We start from the raw sequence: 18,642 nt of genomic DNA, 5'->3' as shown, positions 1-18,642 counted from the left end.
GTCAGTGCGGCCGCGGCGAGTGCGAGTGTTCTCTTCATGCCATCCTCCCTGAAGCATTCGGATCGTCCAGGGCACTTGTCGGTCAATAAGGTGGAAAAGTCAACAATCAAGTTGACATTTCCACCAAACTCGCAGAAGTTCGACCCCACAAGGAGGACGCAACACCATGACAAAGCGGGCAGACAACGCGATCGATCTGGGCCTTCACCTGCCCTTTCAGATCGCGCAGCTGCATTCGGCCCTCAGCGCGCAGGCAAAGGTGATCATTGGGCCCTATGGCGATCTGAACCTTGCGCAGTGGCGGATTGTCCGGGTGGTGGCGCTTGGCATCGCCAATACCTCGACCGCGGTGCGCAAGGCCGCAGGCATCGACAAAGGCCAGTTCTCCAAGATGCTCACCGTGCTCGAGAAGAAGGGCTACCTGATCCTCCACCCCTGGGAGGAGGACAAGCGCCAGAACGTCATCGAACTGACCAAGAAGGCGATCAAGGCACACGACCGTCTTGGCCCCCTGCTCGACGCCCGGCAAAAGCACCTGCTGGCCACCCTCACCGAAGAGGAGCAGGCCACCGTGCGCAAGGCGATCAAGGCGATCGCCGCCGCCGCCACCAAGACCGATTTCGATATTCCCGATCCCGTAGCAGACTCAGACCCGGAAGACCTCTGACCATGACAAAGACCCCGAACCTGCTGGTCATCCTGTCCGACCAGCACCAGGCCCGTGCCCTGTCCTGTGCCGGTCACCCGGTTGCGCAGACCCCGAACCTCGATGCGCTGGCCGCCCGTGGGACGCGCTTCACCAACGCCTACACCCCCTCGCCGATCTGCGTGCCGGCGCGCGCGGCCTTTGCCACCGGGCGCCATTGCCACGACATCCGCCTGTGGGACAATGCCATGCCCTATACCGGCACGCCGCGCGGCTGGGGCCATGCCCTGCAGGACAAGGGCGTACGCGTGGAATCCATCGGCAAGCTGCACTACCGCGATGCGGAGGATGACACCGGCTTCGATGTCCAGCATATTCCCATGCACGTGCATGACGGCGTCGGCATGGTCTGGGGCTCGATCCGCAAGGAAGACGAGCGCGTCTATCACAAGGAGGTACGCATGATGGGCGATTACGTCGGCCCCGGCGAAAGCCCCTACACCCGCTATGACCGCGCCGTCACCGACCGCACCTGCGACTGGCTGGCGGCAGCGTCGGAGGACGCGGAGCCGTGGTGCCTTTATGTCGGACTTGTGGCCCCGCATCATCCGCTGGTGGCGCCGCAGGAATTCTACGATCTCTACCCGCTGGAGCACTTGCCGGCAGACAAGCTGCACCCGCGCGACGGCTACCGGCAACACCCCTGGATCGAGAAGACCGCCTTTGCCATGGTTGGCGAAGACGGCTGGACCGACGATCACGAACGCCGGCAGGCCATCGCCGCCTACTACGGGCTGACCAGCTACATGGACCACAACGTCGGCCGCATCGTCGAGGCCCTGCGCGGCAGCGGCCAGTATGACGACACCACGATCATCTATTCCAGCGACCACGGCGAAAACCTCGGCGTGCGCGGGCTCTGGGGCAAGATGAACATGTACGAGGAGAGCGCCGCGATCCCGCTGATCGTGGCGCCCGCGCCAAGCTCTCGCGTAACGTCCCGGGCCACCTGTGCCACCACGGCCAGCCTGCTGGACATCTCCGAGACCATCCTCGCCCACTTCGATGCCGAGCTTCCCGGCACGCGCCCCGGGCGGTCGCTCTATGATATGGCCAAGGCGGCGGACGATCCCGAGCGCGCGGTGTTCAGCGAGTATCACGCCATCGGGTCCGTTTCGGGCGCCTTCATGCTGCGCAAGGGGCGCTGGAAACTGATCGAATACATGGGCTTTGACCCGGAACTCTTCGATCTGGAAAGTGATCCCGAGGAGGGGACGAACCTCGCGCAGGACCGCGATCATGCACAGACCCTGGCGATGATGCAGGCCGAGATGCGCCAGATATGCGATCCAGAGGCGGTCGACGCCCAGGCCTTTGCCGACCAGGCCGCGATGATCGCGCGCTACGGCGGTCCGCAGATCGCGGCGACGCTGGGCGCGCCCTCGGCCACGCCACCGCCGAAACACTGACCAGGCTACACTCACGACATCAACAGGGAGACACGACGTGGCTCAACCCGCGACCACCACAGCGATCACGGAACTGAAGGACCTGCTGGGCGACCGGCTTTCGACCGGGGCGTCGATCCGCGAGCTGCACGGCCGCGACGAGGCCTATTCCACCCCGGCCCTGCCCGATGCCGTGGCCTTTCCCGAAAGCACCGAAGAGGTTTCGGCGATCATGAAGATCTGCGCGGCGCACCGCGTGCCGGTGGTGCCCTTCGGCATCGGATCGTCGCTGGAGGGTCATGTCATCCCGATCCATGGCGGCATCAGCGTCGACACCAGCCGGATGAACAAGGTGCTGGAAATCCATGAAAGCGACCTCGACGCCGTGGTTCAGCCCGGCGTCACCCGCACCCGGCTGAACGACGAGCTGCGCGCTACGGGCCTGATGTTCACCGTCGATCCCGGCGCCGACGCCACGCTGGGCGGCATGGCCGCGACCCGCGCCTCCGGCACCAATACCGTGCGCTATGGCACCATGCGCGAGAACGTGCTGGCGCTGGAGGTGGTGCTGCCTGACGGCACGGTGATCGAGACCGGCTCTCGCGCGCGCAAATCCTCGACCGGCTATGACCTGACGCATCTCTTCGTGGGCTCGGAAGGCACGCTTGGCATCATCACCCGGCTGACCGTGCGCCTCTTCGGCCAGCCCGACACCATCCTCGCAGCCACCTGCGCCTTCGACACCGTCGACGACGCCGTGAACACGGTGATCATGGCGATCCAGATGGGCATTCCGATGGCGCGGATCGAGCTGCTCGACGAGGTACAGATGCAGGGCATGAACATCTACAACCCCGACATGGGCCTGCCGGAAAAACCGCATCTGTTCCTCGAGTTCCACGGCACCGAGGCGGGCGTCAAGGAACAGGTCGAGCTGTTCGAAGGCGTGGCGGGCGAATTCGGCGTCTCGGGCTTCGAATGGGCTACACGGGCCGAGGACCGCAACCGGCTCTGGACCGCGCGGCACAATGCCTATTACGCCGGGAAATCCCTGCGCAAGGGCTTCGAAGGCGTGGTCACCGACTGCTGCGTGCCGATCTCGGCGCTGGCCGATTGCATCGCGCAGACCAAGGCGCTGATCGCCGAGGCCGGGCTGGTGGCGCCGGTTGTGGGCCACGTGGGCGACGGAAATTTCCACCTGCTGATCCTGTTCGACCCGCAGGAGCCTGGCGAGCTTGCCAAGGCCCAGGCGCTGGCGGCGCAGGTCAACCACGTGGCGCTGTCCTTTGGCGGCACGGTGTCTGGCGAACATGGCGTCGGCACCGGCAAGAAGCCCTACATGCGCGACGAACACGGCGCGGCCTATGCGCTGATGGCGACGCTGAAACGCGCGATCGACCCGGACAACATCATGAACCCCGGCAAGCTGGTCGACAGCAACTGACCGCGCACCGGCGAAGCCCGGTCACACATCACGGTCCGGACGAATTCCCGCGAGATTAAACGCGATTTCCGGGCCGATGGTGCCGCTTTCAATGGTGAGGATCACGCATACCTTGACGTCGCCGCCAAGCCGGCGGAGCCCGTCGATGCCGCCTCAGGTCCGGTCACACCCTTTCACCAAATGGCGTGTCACCGCCGCGGCACAGGCGGCCGGATCCTCGATCAGCGCATAATGGCCAAGGCCGGCCAGAGGAAGAACCCGGCCCTGAGGCGCGACCGCGGCCGCCTCCTGCGCGAGGGCCAATGGCGTGACCGTATCCCTTGCGCCGGTGAAAAGATCGACCGGCGCACGCGCGCCCGCCAACGCCGGCAAAGCACCAGGGCGGGTCAGGGACAGCTCCGTCTGCGCAGGCATTGCTTCGGCAGTATCGTCCGCCATGGCCAGGATCATGCGCCTGGCCTTGTCTGGATCGGGCTCGCAGAGATCCGGCAACCGCGTCGCCAAGGCAGCAGCGCCGCCGTTCCGTCCAACCTCGCGGGCCAACTGCAGCCGGCCGTCCCGCCTGGCAGGATCGTCGGCGTGAGGGTTCAGCCCGAACAGGATGAAACGTCCCGCGGGCAGCCTGTCGGCCAGATGCGCCGCCACCAAAGCCCCGAGCGAAAAGCCGCAGACAATTGCGCCGGGCCGGCAGGCCACCTGCAACTCCGGCAGGTACGCCTCGACGGTGGGGCGGTCCATGGCGACGGGGTGGCGCAGGGCGGCGGCGACGCCGAGCGCGTCCAGAAATCCGCCAAACATCGCCCCTGTGCAGAGCGTCCCCGGCAAAAGCAGCCAGGGACGCTCCGTGAGTTCAATAGCCATGCGCCGCCTTGGCCGCAGGCACGGCCGACGCGCCCTTGCCCAGCACCACACCGACCGCGCCGGCCATGCTGCGGGTCAGATGGCCGAAGTCGTTGCCCGGCGTGACCAGCGCGCAGCCCTGCTCGTGGCGCGCCCTGGCATCCTCGGCATCAGAACAGAAGATGCCGACCGGCACATTCCTGCGCCCCGCGGCCTCCAGCACCCTGGTGATCGCCGCCTCGGATTTCGGCCGCGGAAAGCCCACGTGACCGTCGATCGAGAAGGCCAGATCGTTGGGCCCGACATAAAGCATGTCGATGCCGTCGACGGCGAGGATCTCGTCGATCCGCTTGACGGCCTCGGCGGTCTCGATCATCGGGATTGCCATCACCGTCTCGTTGGCCATGGCGACATACTCCTTGCCGCCATAGAGCAATCCGCGCGACGGGCCGAAACTGCGGTTGCCATGCGGCGGGTAGCGGCAGGCGGCCACGAATGTGGCGGCCTCCTCGGGGGTCGAGATCATCGGGCAGATGATCCCGTAGGCCCCGGCGTCGAGCAGATGCATGATCTTGGCCGGATCGAGGTCGGGCACCCGCACCAGCGGAACTGCCGGGGTCGCCGAGAGCGCCTGCAGCATGTGCAGCGCCTCCTGAAAGCCCATCATCCCGTGTTGCAGATCGACCGTGACCGAATGCGCACCGGAATGCCCGATGCCCTCGGCGGAATAGCTCGACCCGATGGAGAGCCAGCCGTTGACCACGACCTCTCCTGCCGCGAGGCGGCGTCTGACAAGGTTCTCGCGCATCAGCCGGCCCGCTTGTAATCGGGCAGCAGCGCCGCATTGGCCACGTAGCCGCCGGCATCGAGCGCCTGGCCGGCCTCGCGCGCGGCTGCGATCACCTCGTCGCTGAACTGCGGCCGCTTGCGATGATCGCCGGAGACCACGACAAGCGCCTCGGCCGGGCTGTCACCCAGCGCCGCGATGCTGCGGACCACGCCGGCGGGGATGGAATAGGTGTCGCGCTCGTTCAGGTCGACGGTGACATCGGCGCCTTCGTTGAGGCTCAGCCGCAGCTTGCCGGAACGCAGGATTAGCACCATCTTGTCGTCGAGCGTGAAGGGGCTGACCTTCTGTCCCGCGCTCATGCGCAGCCATTCCACCGAAAAGCCGTGCGGATTGGTGATCGGCGCGGCGTGATCGCGGTTCTGGGTCAGGCCGAAGCCGATCACCGGGGCGATCTCGGTGCCGCAGCCGGGCAGGCGCGCATCGACAAAGGCGGGCCGGAAATCGCGGGCATCGGCGGTGACCACCCGCTTCATCATCTCCTCGCGCGACACCTTGCGCAACTCGGCAAAGGCGTCGTCGGGCATCGGTGGAATGCGCCCGCTTTCGTCCGGCACCGCGTCGCCGCGACTGGCGTCGATCAGCGTGTTGTCATTGGATATATAAAGGCCGTAATCGGCCGCCTCGCGGATGATCTCGGGGTGGAAGATCACGCCGCCGGTATTGTCACCGCCCAGCACGGTGAAGAGCCAGCCGTCATCCGGCCCGGCGTTGGTGAAGCCGCGGAAGATCCACGTCGGAACCGAGACGATGTCGCCTTCGCGGCCCAGAACCTCATTCTCGCCGTTCGGACCCCAGCGGAAGGTCCATTCGCCCTTCTGAACGATAAAGACCTCGGCGGTGAAATGGATATGCAGGTTGTTGGTGATGCCGTTTGGCATGGCGGCGGCACCGATGTTGAAGCCATGCGGTTCGGGCAGGTTGATGACCTGCTCGTCGGAGGAGGTCACGCCGGGGCCGATGATCGAATAGTTTTCCTTCAGGTGCGATCCCGGCTTTTTGCAGTCGATGAAGGCCACGGTGCAGGAGACATAGTCATCCCGGGTGATGTGACGCGCGTCGGCGTCGGATTGTGAGATCTGGGTCATTGGGCTTTCCTTCTTTCCGGGGCTCAAGCGGCGATGCGCTGGCCGGATTGCTTGTCAAACAGGTGAATGCGTGCGCCGGGTTTCGGCGTCAGCGCACAGGGCGCGTTGATTGGGGCCTCAAAATCGGCAGGGCCCCGGGCGCAGACCGACGTGGTCTTTTCGCGCAGGGTCACCAGCGTGGATTCGCCGGTCAGCTCCAGCGCATAGAGCGCGCCCCTGACCGGGGCGGCCCCTGCGTCGGTCAGCTCCAGGTCCTCGGGGCGGATGCCCAGAACCACGCCGTCGCGGTCGCCTGCGGCAACAGGCAGCGACACGCCCGGCGCCTCGAAGCGTCCGCCCGTCACCCGGCCCTCGATCAGGTTCATCGAGGGCGAACCGATGAAGCCCGCGACAAAGAGATCGACCGGCTCGGAATAGATCTTCTTGGGCGTGTCGAGTTGCACGATCCGGCCTTCGCGCATCACCGCGACGCGGCTGGCCAGCGTCATCGCCTCCATCTGGTCGTGGGTGACATAGACGGTGGTCACGCCCAGTTCGTGATGCAGGTGCTTGAGCTCGGCGCGCATGGTCACCCGCAGCTTGGCGTCGAGGTTCGACAGCGGCTCGTCCATCAGGAAGATCTTGGGCGTGCGCACGATGGCCCGCGCCAGGGCGACCCGCTGGCGCTGGCCGCCGGACAGTTCCGACGGACGGCGTTTCAGCAGGGCCTGCAGCTCGACCTTTTCGGCGGTTTCCTGGACCCGGGCCTCACGCGCCTTGCGGTCCATGCGGCGCAGCTTGAGCGGATAGCCGATGTTCTCGGCCACGGTCATATGCGGATAAAGCCCGTAGTTCTGGAACACCATGGCAATGTCGCGGTCCTTGGGCGGTTTGTCGTTCGCCCGCTCGCCGGCAATCAACAGGTCACCCGAAGAAATATCCTCGAGCCCGGCAATCATCCGCATCGTGGTGGTCTTGCCGCAGCCCGACGGCCCGAGCAGGACAAGGAACTCGCCCTCCTCGATGGTCAGGCTCTGTTTCGGCACGGCGAGGAACTCGCCATAGCGTTTTTCGACATCGACAAGCTGTACTTCGGCCATATCGCGGGCCCCCTTATTTGACCGCGCCGGCCGTCATGCCGCGCGTGAAATGTTTCTGGATGAGCAGCGCCATGATGAAGATGGGCACGGTGATCATGACCCCGGCCGCGCTCATCAATTCCCACAGGTCGCCCCGCTCGGTGCGGAAGCTGACGAGGCCCACCGGCAGGGTGACGGCATCACGGCGCGTCAGGATCAGCGCAAAGAGGAACTCGTTCCACGTCAGGATGAAGCAGAAGATCGACGAGGTGAGGATGCCGGGTGCGGCCATCGGCAGCACGATGTCCTTGATGACCCTGAGCCGCGAGGCGCCGTCGATCATCGCCGCTTCCTCGCTGTCGGTGGGGATCGCGTCGATGAAGCCCTTGATCATCCAGATCACGAAGGGCGTGACGATGGCGAGGTTGACCACGATCAGCGCGATCCGGGTGTCCAGAAGGCCCAGCGACCGGAACATCAGGAAGAACGGCAGCACGATGACAACGGCGGGAATGAACTGGGTCGAGAGGATCAGGAAGAACAGGAACTTCCGCCCCCTCACCCGGAACCGCGAGAAGGAGTAGGCCGCGAGCGAGGCACAGGGCACCGCGATCAGCACCGTGACCGTGGCCACGATGACCGAGTTCAGAACCATGTCTCCGAGGTTCCAGGGGTCCGAAAAGACGGTGACGAAGTTCGACAGCGTCGGGCTGAAATCCAGCGACAGGGAATAGGCGTCCCGCGGGCGTTTGAACGCGGTCAGGAACATCCAGGCGATCGGGAAAAGGACTATGGTGGAAATCAGGAGCAGCAGCGCGCGCTCGACCCACCAGAGGACGGATTTAGTCATGCCGTGGCCATCTTTCTTTCGCTGAGCAGCATCCGGACGTACCAGATCGAGATCAGCATCATGATTGCGGTGAGGATCCAGGCCAGTGCCGAGGCATAGCCCATGTCGTACCATTTGAAGCCGACGTTGAAGATGAAGAAGGCTAGCGTCTCGGTCGAGGTGCCGGGGCCGCCGCCGGTCAGGGTGACCACCTGATCGAACATCTTCAGGGCAAAGATCGTCTTGAGCACGGCGATCACCAAGAGCACGCCCTTCATCTGCGGCAGCACGATGCCGAAGATGATCCGCAGACTCGACGCGCCATCGATGCGCGCGGCTTCCTCGGTCTCACGCGGGACCGAAGCCAGCCCACCGAGACACATGAAGGTCATGTAGGGCGCCCAGTGCCAGACATCGGTCAGCACCAGAATGGCCATCGCAAGGTCGGGACTGGCCAGCCAGGGCACACCTTCCAGCGCCGGAAAGACCGCGCCGAGGCCCTTGGCGATGACACCGAATTCGGGGTTGAACATGAAGCGATAGCTGACCCCGATCAGCGCCGGGCTCATCGCAAAGGGCAGGATCAGAATGACACGGGTAAAGGTGTGCATCCGCCCCTTGCGCCGTAGCAGCAGCGCCAGCGCCATGGCCAGTACAAGCGTCAGGGCCACGCTGGTCACCACAAAGATCGTGGTGACCCAGAGCGAGTTCTGAAAGCCCGGCTCGGTGAAGGCGTGGCCGAAATTGTCGAGCCCGACGAAGTCTCCGGGGCGGCGTTGCTTGGTCAGGTCCCATTCGCGGAACGACGTGACCAGCGAATAGGCAAGCGGATAGAGCGTGGTGGCCAGCACAATCAGGAATGCCGGGACCAGCAGCAGGTAAGACAGGGACCGATCCTGCATGACGCACCTCTGTGAAATAGGAAAAGGTGGCGCGCGCGGGGAGCTGCGCGCGCCGGTCGCCCTGGATCAGCGGATACGCTTGATCTCTTCGGCGGCGTGGTTCAGCGCGGTCGCGGTGTCGGCTTCCTCGCCGCTGGCGAGACTGGAGATCGCGGTCTCGAGGATCTCGGAAACGCGCGGCCAGTTGTCACCGAACTCCATGCCTTCCGCGGTGGCCAGCGCCTCGGCGGCGGCCGAATGCATTCCGCCCCAACGGGCGTTGACCTCGTCGTCGCGCAGGTTGGAGAAGTGCACCGCCACGACCTCGCTCAGGCCTTCGTCGAGCAGAACCTCACGCTCGAGCGCGGGATCGGTCAGCCAGCTGAGGTATTCCACCGCGGCGCCCTTGTTCTCGGCGCCCTCGGTGACCGCAAAGATCCAGGTGTTGGTAAAGGTGGTCTTGGGCGCATCCCCCACCGACGGCAGCGAGGTAAAACCGATCTGCTCGGCGGTCAGCTTGGACTGCTCGGGATCGGCAAGCTGCGAGCGCACCCACCACCAGACCGGCAGCATGGCCGAATTGCCCTGCTTGAAGCTGTTGACCGCGTCCTGCTCGACAAACGTCGCCGACCCGGCGGGCGCGATCTTTTCCTCGGTCAGCAGGCTGACATATTGTTCGGTCGCGGCGATCCCGGCTTCGGAATTGAAGGCGGGCTCTCCGGCCTCGTCGAACAGCTTGCCACCGTGGCCCCAGAGCAGGTTGATCCAGACCATCAGGTTCTGACCGCTCAGCTTGCCATAGGGCAGCGCGATCCCGGATGCGTCGGTTGCCTCCTGGACCGCCTTGGCAGCGCTCACCACCTCGTCCCAGGTGTTCGGCACGGCGGCGCCAGCCTGTTCGAGCAGGTCCTTGCGATAGAACAGAAGCTGCACGTGGCCGCGCACCGGCAGGCCGACAAGTTCGCCGTTCACCCGGCCATGACGCAGGTGCGCCGGCGGGAAATCTTCGAGATCGACTGCCTTGGACGCCACTTCCTCGTCAATCGGCTGCACCAGCATCTGCAGCGACGGCACCCATTGATCCATGATCGAGACAACGTCGTAATCGCCGCCGGCGACCATCTCGGTGGTCAGCGCTTCCTTCATGTTCGGGAAGGGCACGTAGTCATAGACAACATCGATGCCGGTGGCCTCTTCAAAGGCGGCGAGCCGGGCTTCATGCGCCTCGAACTGGCTGGATTTGACCGCCAGCACATGCACGGTTTCGCCGTCATACGGCTTGCCTTCGGTGGCTTCCCAGGCAAATGCGCCCGAACCGACAAGCGCCGCAGCCATGGCGAGCGCGCTGGTGAGATGTTTCATGTGATCCTCCCGTTGAAACTGCGGCGACGTTAAGACGGGCGCCGATTCTGGTCAATGGGATTATCAATAATTTTATCGTTGAGATTATTTGCGCTGGCCGCTAAGCTCCGGAACAACCCATTCAGCAAGGCCGCCTTTCATGACGACGACACTGCAGACCGAACTGGAAAACGACATTATCTTCGGGGTCTACGCACCGGGTACGCGCATCACGGAAGACAGCGTCATGGAAAGCTATGGCGCCAAGCGTCATGCGGTCCGCCACGCCTTTGCCGAGCTTGAAAACCAGGGACTGCTGGTCCATCGCCCGCGCCGCGGCGTCGAAGTTGCGGATTACACCCCGGACGAGGTGGACACGCTTTACGACCTGCGGATCGTTCTCGAATCCGCCGCCGCGCGGAAGACCCCGCTGCCGGCGCCGGCCGAGGTGACCGCCTCGCTCGAAAGACTGGCCCGGGCCCATGCCGAGGCCGCCGAGAAGGGCGACTTCCGCGATGTCTACGAGCTGAACCAGCAGTTCCACGAACTTCAGTACAGCTGCTGCACCAATCCCCGGCTGGCCGAGCTCATTGCCCGCCACGCCCGGATGGCCCAGCCGATCCGGGTGGTGAAATATGATGACAAGGATCACATGAAGACGATCGTCGCGCAGCACCTGGCGATCATCGCGGCGATGCGCGGGACGGATACCGACGCCTATGAAACCAGCGTGCGCAATCACCTGCCCGCCTCGGCCGAGGCTTACCGCGCGCTCTACGAACGCCGATTTGCCGGTCGCAAGGCGGCGCGCCGGTGATCCTGCGACGGGCAGACGCGCCGCCTGACCGCATGGCAGCGCAGGGCTGTCCCCGCACCGAGCCGGCCCGGATCAGGCAGAGCCGCGCTCGATCAACCGGCAAGGTATCCAGATCTTTTCCTCGACGGTCTCTTCATCGACAAGAATGCGCGAGATCACGTCGGTTGCCCGTTTGGCCATGGAATGCACCGGCAGCCTGATCGTTGTCAGCTGGTTGCTTTCCCATTCCGCCATTGGAATGTCGTCAAAACCGACAACCCGCATATCCTCGGGAAATCGCAGACCCGCCCCGGCCCGCAACCTGTCCATCAGACCGATCGCAAACAGGTCGTTGGGGCACAGGACACCCTCGGGCAGCCCACCCCCTCCGGCCAGAAGCGCATTTGCGACGCGCGCGCCGTCGGCATAGGTATAGCCCCCCTCGAGGATCTTCGCAGGTTGAAGGCCCATGCGCTCCAACCCGGCAAGATGCCCGGCAAAGCGCGCCGCGCTGGTCCAGTGACCGGCCGGGCCCTTGGCCACTGCAACCGAGGTGCACCCGCGTTCAGCAAGATGCCTGGCGGCCAGCGCTCCCCCCTGGGTCAGATCGGCGCAGACAGAGGCAGTGATCTCGTCGTCGTCGATCCTGTTGAGCAGCAGAACCTGCAGCCCGGCCTTGTGCAGATCTCCGATCAATCCCGGCGGAATGTTCATCGACGTCAGGATGACGACACCGACCTGGTATTGCCGGAAAGTGGCGATCAGCTTGTCCGCATCCGAGTCGACACCGATCTGCCCCGAAATCGGAATAAAGTTTTTCTCCTGCAATGCCATGGAGATGGACTGATGAAGCACGGCATGTATCGGGTTTTTCAGCTCGCCCATCAGGATGCTGACGATCTGCGACCGGCGCGAGGTCAGCGCCTGCGCCAGGGCGTTGGGCTGATAGCCGAGATCGGCGGCGGCCTTGAGGATTCGCTGTCGCGTCTGTTCCTGCACGGAATGCCCGCGCGAGAAGGTCCGCGACACGGTTGCCCGCGATACGCCGGCCTTTCGTGCAACATCATCTGCGGTAACTCGTCCATCTGACATCGGCAGTTCTTTTCCCTTGTTTGCAAGGACAATGGCGCACATCAGCCTGCTTGTCCAGCGTTATGAATGAACGCGCGTTCATGCCAAATTTCATCTTTTTAATAAGCAATACTTGACTCCATACTCCCTTTTGCCGCAATCATCATGAACGCGCGATCATTTGCGACACCGTTTTCTGGGAGGAGACCACATGAAACATCACACGCTCCAGGCGCTTGGCGCCGCCGCCCTTGCCGTCATGGCGACAGGCAGCCAGGCGCAGGAAATATCCTGGGACCTTGCGCTCTTTGGCAGCCCGGCGTTCCGCGTCGCCGGCGAAAGCTTTGCCGACTACGTCAACGAGAACAGCGGTGGCAAGATGGAGATCACCGTCCACAACGGCACCCTCTCGCCAACCCGCGAGGTTCTCGACAACGTGTCGATCGGGGCCTTCGAACTGGGCTACGTGATCTCCAGCTACCACCCCGGCAAGAACCCGCTGCTCTCGGTGCTCGACCTGCCCTTCCTGCCGATTGCCACGATGGAAGATCGCCTCGACGTGGCAGAGATGATCTACGACAACCCCCACGTGCAGAAGGAATTCGCCCGGTGGGGCGTGATGCCGATGATGACCGTGGTGCAGCCGAACTACGAGATCATGGGCAAGGGCACGCCGCCCGACACGCTCGAGGCCTTTGACGGCATGCGCCTCAAGGCGACCAGCGGCATTGGCAATGCCCTGGCGGTCTATGGCGCCAGCCTCGTCAACGTCAGTGGGCCCGAGCAGTACAACGCCCTGCAGACCGGCGTGATCGACGCGGTCGCGGCAACGCCCTCGGGGCACGGCGGCTACAAGCTCTACGAACTGTCGGACTGGTACACCACCGGCATGGCGGCCGGCTCGGCCCATGTGACCCTGGTCGGCAATGCCGCTGCCTATGACGCCCTGCCCGACGACATGAAGGCGCTGCTCGAGGACGCCAAGGCCCATGCCAGCGCGGCCACGATCGCCGCACAGAACGACGCCGCCTCGTATTACACCCCCGAGCTCGAAAAGCGCGGCCTGAAACATGTGAAGGTCACCGACGAGATGATCGAGGCGTTGCGCAAGGACGCGGCCCAGCCGGTCTGGGATGCCTATGTCGCCGATCTCGAAGGCAAGGGTCTTCCGGGGCGCGAGATGCTCGATCTCGTGCTGAACGCCGGAAACTGACCCGCCCCCGGGCGGGGGCGTCCTCCCGTCGCTTCCGCCCACCTTTTCCCTGACAGTCGCACCCGGCCGGGTGCGCCGGAGGTTTCATGCTCGACAAGCTGGACAAGGCCCTGATGCGGATCGAATACGCGACCGCCTGGATCGCGGGCCTGACGATATTCGTGATCATGCTGCTGGTGACCGCCGAGGTGCTGATGCGGCGGCTGTTCAATGCGCCGATTGCGGGGCAGATCGACTTCATCTCGATGTCGATGGTGACCTTCAGCCTGCTGTGCATCTCGCATTGCTACCGGCAGGCCGGGCACATCCGCATGGACATGTTGCAAAAGGCCTTTCACGGCCGCGCGCAATGGCTGACCCATCTGTTCGCCACCTTGATCGGCCTGTTCGTCGTGCTGGCCATCCTGCCGGGCACCTGGACGCATTTCGCCCGCGCCTGGACTTTTGGTGACACCACCATCGGAGTCGGCCTGCCCACCTGGCCGTCGAAACTGGCCGCACCGGTGGGCCTCGGCATCCTCGCCCTGCGGCTGACGCTCGAGCTCTGGGTCTTCGGCCGTCTCCTGCGAGACCCCGATCTCGCGCCGATCGGCGTGCCGCAGCCGCCCAATCCTCTCGAAGACATGGACGCGTAAGGACACATGATGGATCCCTCGACAATCGGCGCCCTGGGCTTTCTGGCACTCGTCGTCATGGTGATGACCGGTGTGCACATCGTCTTTGCCACCGCGATTACCGGCTTTCTGGGCATCGTCGTGCTCAAGGGCTGGCCGGTGGCGGTTAACATCGCCGGCATCATCCCGCATTCGGCCGGCTCGAACTACCTGTTCAGCGTCTTGCCGATGTTCATCCTGATCGGCTTCTTTGCCTCGTCCTCGGGCATGGTGCAGGGCGCCTATCGCGCCGCCAAGGCGTGGATCGGCTGGATGCCCGGCGGGCTTGCCGTCTCGACCGTGCTGGCCGCCGGGGCGTTCGGCGCGGTCTCGGGCGCCAGCCAGGCCACGGCGGCGGTCTTTGCCCGGGTCGCCATCCCGGAGCTCCTGAAGCTGAAGTATTCTCCCTCGGTCTCGGCGGCGGCCGTGGCCGCGGCGGGCACCCTGGCCTCGCTGATCCCGCCCTCGGCCGCGCTGGTGGTCTATGGTGCCATCGTCGACGAAAGCATCGGCCGGCTGCTGCTGGCAGGCTTTATCCCGGGGGTATTCTCGGCCCTGCTCTATGCCGGCTTCATCCTGCTGCGGTTTGCCGCCAATCCCGACCTCGGCCGCCCGATCACCGGCATCAGCTGGTCCGAGCGCGGCGCGTCGCTGATCGACGTGATGCCGATCATCCTTGTCATGCTGATGATCCTGGGCGGCATGTCCACCGGCTGGACCACACCGACCGAGGCCGGTGCCACCGGGGCGGCCATCGTGTTTGTCTACGCCCTGCTGCGCCGCAAGCTGAACTTCGGCGCACTGCAGTCGTCGCTGGTCGAGACCGCCAAGCTGACGGTTATGATCTTTTCGACCTTCTGGGGCGTGTTCATCTTTGCCCGCTTCCTCGCCTTTACCCGGCTGCCGACCGAAATCGCGGAATGGCTGGTCGCCCTGCCCTATCCGCCGACGGTGATCCTGATCGCGGTGCTCGCCGGCTATGCCTTTCTGGGCATGTTCCTCAGCGCCTCGGGGATGATGCTGTTGACGCTGCCGGTGATCTTTCCGGCCATCGTCGAGTTGGGGATCGACCCGATCCTGTTCGGCATCCTGGTCATCAAGATGGTCGAGATCGGATTTATCACGCCGCCCGTCGGTCTCAACGTATATGTCGTGGCCGGCGTCCGGCCCGACATCCCGATCAACGGCATCTTTCGCGCGATCTGGCCCTTTGTGCTGATCGACATCCTGACCGTGGCGCTGCTGATCCTCTTTCCGTCCATCACCCTGTTCCTGCCCAACCTCGTTCTCGGGGCGGGCTGACCCATGGAGACCCCGATGCCCTTCGACATCCGTTCCGACGCCTTTACCACTGCCATCCCGGCCGACAGCCGGCTCGAAGAGATCGCCGGCGACTTCGGTTTTACCGAAGGCCCGATCTGGCACCCGACGGAAAACTGGCTGATCTTCTCCGACATCCAGAAAAGCCGCCAGTACAAGTGGCGCCCCTCCGCCGATCTCGAGGTGTTTCGCACGCCGTCCAATCAGGCCAATGGCAACTTCTTCGATCGTCAGGGCCGGGTGATCTCCTGCGAACATGCCTCGTCGCAGCTGGTCCGGCATGAGCATGACGGCAAGCACGTGGTGCCGATCGCCACCCACTACGACGGCAAGGAGCTCAACAGCCCGAATGATGTGGTCTGCGACAGCCAGGGCCGGATCTGGTTCACCGATCCCAGCTTCGGCCGCATTCGCGAAGAGCTCGGGGTCCTGCGCGAGCAGGAGCTGCCCTACCAGGGCGTCTATCGGCTCGACCCGGACGGCACCCTCGCTTTGGTGGCCGATGATTTCCAGCAGCCCAACGGGCTTTGCCTATCGACCGACGAAAGCCGGCTCTTCGTCAATGACAGCTGGGGCGGGCATATCCGGGTGCTGGATGTGACCGACGACGGCGCGCTGAGCAATTCGCGCGTCTGGGCCGAGGTCACCGGCGACGGCGAGGGCGTGCCCGACGGCATGAAGACCACCACCGAGGGCCACATCCTCTGCAACGGGCCCGGCGGCGTCCATCTGTTCGATGCCGAGGCAGAGTGCCTCGGCGTGATCCTGACACCGCAGAAATCCACAAATTTCTGCTTCGGCGGGCCGGAGCTGCGCACGCTCTTCATCACCGCCTCCACCTCTGTCTACCGCATAGAGACCGGGCTGACCGGTCTGGCCATGTTCTGAAAGGACCGCACATGAGCAACGAATTCGACATCCCGCCCAGCATCGAAAACACCAAGACTGCAACGCTGATCCATCCCAAGGTCTCGGCCCGGATGAAGGGCGAGCTGCTGGTCGCCGTCAGCAGCCGGGGCCACCGCTGGATCATCGACGAGCCCGAGCACAAGGGTGCCACCGACCTCGGGCCGACGCCGCTGGAATCGCTGCTCGGTGCGCTGGTGGGATGCGAGAGCGTCGTGCTGAAACTGGTGTCCAAGGCCATCGGCTTCAGCTTCACCGACCTCACCATCGAGTGCACCGGCACCGCCGACATGCGCGGCGCGCGCGGGGTAAAGGGGGTACGGCCCTATTTCACCTCGGTCGACATGGTGATCGAGCTCGAGACCGACGAAAGCGAGAAGCGGCTCGAGCTTCTGCGGCGCAACGTCGAACAGCGCTGCCCGGTGATGAACCTGTTCGAAGGTGCCGATGTCGAGATGAACGTGGTCTGGAAGACCCGGACCGCCCGGCAAGGGGCAGCCTGACGGGTCACGGTTCGGTCACAAGTGTCCGCGTCGACCCGGCCCGAAAGGCCCGTCGACGCGGAAGGAGGCGCATCGCGGCTTCAAGGATGGGGGCCTTTGCCGTGACGGGCGGCCCTTGTCCGAGGCCCGAGGTGGCCCCGCCTTTGCGGATGGAATATCGGCGCTGTCATGTCTTCTGGTCACGCTGCCGCACGGACTCACCATTACGCTCGGCCAAGCAAGGGTCAGGCCTGCGCCACCCGCGGCGATTTCAGCGGCTCGGCCGCCTGGATCGCCTGTACCATCTTCTGCAACAGCGTCGCCCGCAGCCGCGTGGAGCCGGGATCGGTCCAGAGGTTGTTGATCTCGCCCGGATCCCTCTCGAGATCGAAGATCTCGCCATGGTCCTCGGTGCGATAGACCGAGATCTTGAACCGTTCGCCGATATAGCTGGTCACATGCGGTGCCAGCGGGTTGTGGCGGTTCTCGCAGAGCGCGTGATCGCGGGGCGGCGGGGCCTGGTCCTGCCAATGGGCCAGCTGCGACAGGCCCTGCATCGGCGGCGCAGCGACGCCGGCGGCCTCGAGCATCGTCGGGGCGAGATCGAGCAGCGTCTGGATCGAGCGGCTCTCGGCCCCCGCCCGCACCTTGCCGGGCCAGCGCACCACGAAGGGGATGCGCAGCATGTCCTCGTAGTGGAACGGCCCCTTGGCCACCAGGCCGTGCTGGCCCAGGAAATGGCCGTGATCGGTGGTAAAGACGATCAGCGTGGTCTCGGTCATCCCGAGCGCATCGAGCCGGTCGAGGATGCGGCCGATCTCGCGGTCCATGAAGCTCATCATGCCGTAGTAGACCGCCATGTCCTTCTTCAGCGCCGCGCGCGGGTAGAGATGGCTGTCGCAGCCATGCGCCTCGTGCGGCTGGTGCCAATCGGCGAAATCCGGTGCCTCCTGCTGGGTCTTTGCAAAATGCGGCGCGTTCAGAGCGTGTTCGCCGGGGGTGACGGCGCCGGGCTCCATGTCCTCGGGGTCGTACATCGAGGCCCAGGGTTCGGGCACGGTATAAGGCGGATGCGGGTCGGGAAAGCTGGTCCAGAGGAAGAAGGGATCACCGCGGTCCGCGGCATCGTCGATGAAGGCCAGCGTGCGCTCGGCGATCCAGGGCGTATAGTGCATGTCCTCCGGCAGCGCCCAGCTGCGTGTCTCTCGCGCCCAGTACGGCGCCCCCTCGGCGCGCTTCGGGGCGAGCGGTGCGTCGTCGCCCGGCAGGGGCTGGAAATAGTCGCGCCAGTTGGCCAGGCCGCGGTCTTCCATCCAGGCGGCGTAATGCTGGCCGACATGCGCCTCGTCAGCGTGGTTGCGCACCAGTTCGATGTGATCGAAGCCATAGAACGGCCCGTTGAACCCGCGCCAGAAGTCGATGTCGCGCAGGATCGGCTGTTTCTCCAGGCTGTCACCTGCCAGCGGCTGGAAATGCGCCTTGCCGATCAGCCCGGTGCGATAGCCCTGACCGCTCAGAAGGCCCGGCAACGTCGGCAGGCTCTCGTCGAGCTTGCAACCGATGGTCCAGGCGCCGTGCTGCGACGGGTAGAGCCCGGTCAGGATCGAAGCCCGCGAGGGTGTGCAGGTCGGTGCCGGGCAATAGGCCCGGTCGAACCGCGTGCCCCCGGCGCAGAGCCGGTCGATGTTGGGGGTCTTCAGCCCCGGCGTGACACAGCCCATGGCGCTGTAATGCTGCTGGTCGGTGGTGATCAGAAGGATGTTGGGGCGCTGGGTCATG

The 18,642-nt window shown here is 64.7% G+C and carries 18 protein-coding genes; 9 read left to right on the top strand and 9 right to left on the bottom strand.

Annotation, left to right across the window (positions count from 1 at the left end; genetic code table 11):
* Positions 1-166 precede the first annotated feature (166 nt).
* The 3 genes from ACN0SE_RS01585 to ACN0SE_RS01575 are packed head-to-tail and all read left to right on the top strand — an operon-like array spanning position 167 to position 3,538.
* On the top strand, positions 167-667 hold the full coding sequence (locus ACN0SE_RS01585) for a MarR family winged helix-turn-helix transcriptional regulator (protein ID WP_417522716.1): 501 nt from the start codon (positions 167-169) through the stop codon (positions 665-667).
* 2 nt (positions 668-669) lie between these two features.
* Positions 670-2,115 (top strand): sulfatase-like hydrolase/transferase, encoded by a 1,446-nt coding sequence (locus ACN0SE_RS01580; RefSeq protein WP_417522715.1) that lies wholly within the window; start codon positions 670-672, stop codon positions 2,113-2,115.
* Between the two features lie 37 nt (positions 2,116-2,152).
* On the top strand, positions 2,153-3,538 hold the full coding sequence (locus tag ACN0SE_RS01575) for an FAD-binding oxidoreductase (protein ID WP_417522714.1): 1,386 nt from the start codon (positions 2,153-2,155) through the stop codon (positions 3,536-3,538).
* 153 nt (positions 3,539-3,691) lie between these two features.
* Here ACN0SE_RS01575 and ACN0SE_RS01570 read toward each other — a convergent pair whose 3' ends face one another.
* The 7 genes from ACN0SE_RS01570 to ACN0SE_RS01540 form a co-directional block, all read right to left on the bottom strand.
* Positions 3,692-4,399 carry an alpha/beta fold hydrolase gene (locus tag ACN0SE_RS01570; RefSeq protein ID WP_417522713.1) on the bottom strand — a complete coding sequence of 236 codons (708 nt, stop codon included), beginning with the start codon at positions 4,397-4,399 and terminating at the stop codon, positions 3,692-3,694.
* Positions 4,389-5,186 (bottom strand): HpcH/HpaI aldolase family protein, encoded by a 798-nt coding sequence (locus tag ACN0SE_RS01565; RefSeq protein ID WP_417522712.1) that lies wholly within the window; start codon positions 5,184-5,186, stop codon positions 4,389-4,391. The genes ACN0SE_RS01570 and ACN0SE_RS01565 overlap by 11 nt, the downstream gene beginning before the upstream one ends.
* Positions 5,186-6,313 (bottom strand): hypothetical protein, encoded by a 1,128-nt coding sequence (locus ACN0SE_RS01560; RefSeq protein WP_417522711.1) that lies wholly within the window; start codon positions 6,311-6,313, stop codon positions 5,186-5,188. Before ACN0SE_RS01560 ends, ACN0SE_RS01565 begins: the two co-directional genes overlap by 1 nt.
* Before the next feature lie 23 nt (positions 6,314-6,336).
* Positions 6,337-7,392 carry an ABC transporter ATP-binding protein gene (locus tag ACN0SE_RS01555; protein ID WP_417522710.1) on the bottom strand — a complete coding sequence of 352 codons (1,056 nt, stop codon included), beginning with the start codon at positions 7,390-7,392 and terminating at the stop codon, positions 6,337-6,339.
* Positions 7,393-7,405: 13 nt separating this feature from the next.
* A complete protein-coding gene (locus ACN0SE_RS01550) occupies positions 7,406-8,221 on the bottom strand; it encodes a carbohydrate ABC transporter permease (protein ID WP_417522709.1) in 816 nt (271 codons plus the stop codon).
* A complete protein-coding gene (locus ACN0SE_RS01545) occupies positions 8,218-9,102 on the bottom strand; it encodes a carbohydrate ABC transporter permease (RefSeq protein ID WP_417522708.1) in 885 nt (294 codons plus the stop codon). Before ACN0SE_RS01545 ends, ACN0SE_RS01550 begins: the two co-directional genes overlap by 4 nt.
* 66 nt (positions 9,103-9,168) lie before the next feature.
* On the bottom strand, positions 9,169-10,443 hold the full coding sequence (locus tag ACN0SE_RS01540) for an ABC transporter substrate-binding protein (protein WP_417522707.1): 1,275 nt from the start codon (positions 10,441-10,443) through the stop codon (positions 9,169-9,171).
* Between the two features lie 139 nt (positions 10,444-10,582).
* Here ACN0SE_RS01540 and ACN0SE_RS01535 point away from each other — a divergent pair, with 139 nt between their 5' ends.
* Positions 10,583-11,239 carry a GntR family transcriptional regulator gene (locus ACN0SE_RS01535; RefSeq protein ID WP_417522706.1) on the top strand — a complete coding sequence of 219 codons (657 nt, stop codon included), beginning with the start codon at positions 10,583-10,585 and terminating at the stop codon, positions 11,237-11,239.
* 72 nt (positions 11,240-11,311) lie between these two features.
* Here ACN0SE_RS01535 and ACN0SE_RS01530 read toward each other — a convergent pair whose 3' ends face one another.
* A complete protein-coding gene (locus ACN0SE_RS01530) occupies positions 11,312-12,352 on the bottom strand; it encodes a LacI family DNA-binding transcriptional regulator (RefSeq protein ID WP_417522705.1) in 1,041 nt (346 codons plus the stop codon).
* A 148-nt stretch (positions 12,353-12,500) separates the two neighbouring features.
* Between ACN0SE_RS01530 and dctP the strand changes: the two genes are divergently transcribed.
* The 5 genes from dctP (at position 12,501) to ACN0SE_RS01505 (ending at position 16,884) form a co-directional block, all read left to right on the top strand.
* On the top strand, positions 12,501-13,502 hold the full coding sequence (dctP, locus tag ACN0SE_RS01525; RefSeq protein ID WP_417522704.1) for a TRAP transporter substrate-binding protein DctP: 1,002 nt from the start codon (positions 12,501-12,503) through the stop codon (positions 13,500-13,502).
* Positions 13,503-13,588: 86 nt separating this feature from the next.
* Positions 13,589-14,137 carry a TRAP transporter small permease gene (locus ACN0SE_RS01520; protein WP_417522703.1) on the top strand — a complete coding sequence of 183 codons (549 nt, stop codon included), beginning with the start codon at positions 13,589-13,591 and terminating at the stop codon, positions 14,135-14,137.
* Positions 14,138-14,146: 9 nt separating this feature from the next.
* Positions 14,147-15,457 (top strand): TRAP transporter large permease, encoded by a 1,311-nt coding sequence (locus ACN0SE_RS01515; RefSeq protein ID WP_417522702.1) that lies wholly within the window; start codon positions 14,147-14,149, stop codon positions 15,455-15,457.
* Positions 15,458-15,472: 15 nt separating this feature from the next.
* A complete protein-coding gene (locus ACN0SE_RS01510) occupies positions 15,473-16,363 on the top strand; it encodes an SMP-30/gluconolactonase/LRE family protein (protein ID WP_417522701.1) in 891 nt (296 codons plus the stop codon).
* An 11-nt stretch (positions 16,364-16,374) separates the two neighbouring features.
* Positions 16,375-16,884, top strand: a complete 510-nt coding sequence (locus ACN0SE_RS01505; protein ID WP_417522700.1) for an OsmC family protein — start codon at positions 16,375-16,377, stop codon at positions 16,882-16,884.
* A gap of 224 nt (positions 16,885-17,108) precedes the next feature.
* On the opposite strand, the gene ACN0SE_RS01500 is transcribed toward ACN0SE_RS01505, so the two are convergent.
* Positions 17,109-18,641 carry a sulfatase gene (locus tag ACN0SE_RS01500; RefSeq protein WP_417522699.1) on the bottom strand — a complete coding sequence of 511 codons (1,533 nt, stop codon included), beginning with the start codon at positions 18,639-18,641 and terminating at the stop codon, positions 17,109-17,111.
* Position 18,642 lies beyond the last annotated feature (1 nt).

The organism is Marinovum sp. (assembly GCF_048263515.1).
Lineage (GTDB): Bacteria > Pseudomonadota > Alphaproteobacteria > Rhodobacterales > Rhodobacteraceae > Marinovum.
This window is presented reverse-complemented; position numbering and strand designations above follow the sequence as displayed.